At 58.4% G+C, this 1,809-nt stretch carries 1 protein-coding gene and 1 rRNA gene; both read right to left on the reverse strand.

Going from position 1 to position 1,809, the window contains the following annotated elements; translation table 11 throughout:
* Nucleotides 1-78: 78 nt before the first annotated feature.
* Nucleotides 79-1,356: an HNH endonuclease signature motif containing protein gene (locus MHY13_RS12035; protein WP_239283240.1), complete on the reverse strand. Its 1,278-nt coding sequence runs from the start codon at nucleotides 1,354-1,356 to the stop codon at nucleotides 79-81.
* Nucleotides 1,357-1,699: 343 nt separating this feature from the next.
* Nucleotides 1,700-1,809: ribosomal RNA gene (gene rrf, locus MHY13_RS12040) — 5S ribosomal RNA — on the reverse strand; the annotation flags it as partial.

The raw sequence follows: 1,809 nt of genomic DNA on the forward strand, positions 1-1,809 counted from the left end.
CTCGGGATGATAAGCCCCGCCGACTTCGAGAACCGCATCGGTCTAACCACCAGCAGAAAAGAAATAGCCGCCTAACCACTAGGTAGCTCCACTACGTGTCCACAATTTGCGGGCAACCCCATCCTTTCGCTGTGTTCGTTGTTGTTGGTGTGTGAGGTATTGGGCCCAGGTGTGGTTCCAGTGGGTTTGGTGTGTGGCTAATGGTCCCGTGGGGTGGTCTAGTTGGTAGGTGCCATCGCGGTGTAGCCAGGCGATGGTTCCGGTAATGGGGTCGAGGATGTAATGGACTCTGCGGTCGGTTTTGATGTTGTGGTGGTGTTGGCAGAGGTTTACTAAATTATCTGGGCTGGTAGGCCCGCCAAGGTGGTATTCGATGCGGTGGTCAAGTTGGCACCGGGTGGCGGGGACGGTGCAGCCGGGCCAGCGGCAGGTGGCGTCTCTGCCTTGGGTGTAGGCGCGGATGTCGGTGCTGGGGGTATAGGAGTCCGCCTCGTCGGCGTTGAGTCGGCGGATGAAGGTGTTGTCTGTGGGTGCGTGGTTGAGGTTTATCCATCCGGCACCGGGGTGGAAGACCAGGTTGGTCTCGGGGTTGGTGGTAAACGTGTTGATGGCAACGCTGGTGTGGGTGTCTTCGAGTATGAGGTCGATGAGTGCTTGTGCGGCGGTGGTGGTGGCCTGGTTGGTGTAGGCGTCGATGTGGCGGGCGATGATGGTGGCGGTGGCGCTATCGCAGGTTAGCGTTAGTGTGGTGGTGTTATCGGGGTTGTAGTTGATGCGCAGGCGTGGTTCGGGTTGTTGTTCTTTGTCTTCGGGGCGCAGGTGGGTGTCGATGAAGGTGCGGATGAAGCGGCGAAGGTCGGCGTCGGTGGGGACGGTTTGGTTGGGTGTGGTGGGGGTGAGGAAGTCTGCGAGTGCGGCGTCGATGGCTTCGAGGTGGTCTGGGTTGTTGTCTAGGCGGGTGAGTTCGCGGTCGATGATGCGCAGTTTGGTCAGGTCGAGTATCCAATGCTGGCCTTGGACTTCGGTGACTAGGGGTAGTTGGCGCATGCGGAAGTGGGCGCGCAGGAAGCCTAGGAGCTTGTGGTAGGAGATGCCGAGGTCTTTGGCGAGGCTGGTGAGGCTCTGGTCGACGTCGTCGTCTAGTTGGGGGAGGATGGCGCGGTAGAGGAACCAGGTGGTTTTGCGTGTGTAGGTGCCGGCTTTGCCGATGTGGTTGCCGGGTGCGTTGGTGGTGTAGAACGCTTCCGGCACATCACCATCGTCTAGGGCCTCGGTGTCGGGGTGGTCACCTATGAGGAGGGTGTCTGGGTAGTCGAGGGTGGTATCTGGTTCGGGCGGGGCAAGTGTGGCAGTCATAAGCAGGACACTCCAGCAGAGAAGAAAAGGGTTCGTATGTATTTTCTAACGAATGCCTTTATAGTATCCCGACTGGTGGACATGTGACCCCGGTGGGGGTGTTTATGTTCGAATAGGGTGTCCTAAATCCGCAGGGAACCCCAGAGTCGCGCCACGACCAGCAACGGGGGTAAAAGCAAAGGTTTAGGGTTCGTCGCCTACTACACCCCGGCGGCACGCGGCTCGCTACGTGTTCCGTCGCGTGATGCTTGCTCCCCGCAAAACGTGAAAGAAGGGAAGAGGACGGTGGGTGTTCCGTTCTCTTCCCTTCTTTTGGGTTATTAAATTATCTATTGTTGTTTGGTGTCGGCGGTGACTTACTCTCCCACAACCTCCCGGTTGCAGTACCATCAGCGTGTGCAGGCTTAGCTTCCGGGTTCGGAATGGGACCGGGCGTTTCCCTGCAGCTATTGA

It is taken from the genome of Corynebacterium sp. ACRPE, from assembly GCF_022347435.1.
GTDB lineage: Bacteria > Actinomycetota > Actinomycetes > Mycobacteriales > Mycobacteriaceae > Corynebacterium > Corynebacterium tuberculostearicum_D.

Excerpts from the sequence above, each read along its gene's own strand:
- MHY13_RS12035 (WP_239283240.1), bottom strand. The coding sequence starts at position 1,356 with ATGACTGCCACACTTGCCCCGCCCGAACCAGATACCACCCTCGACTAC.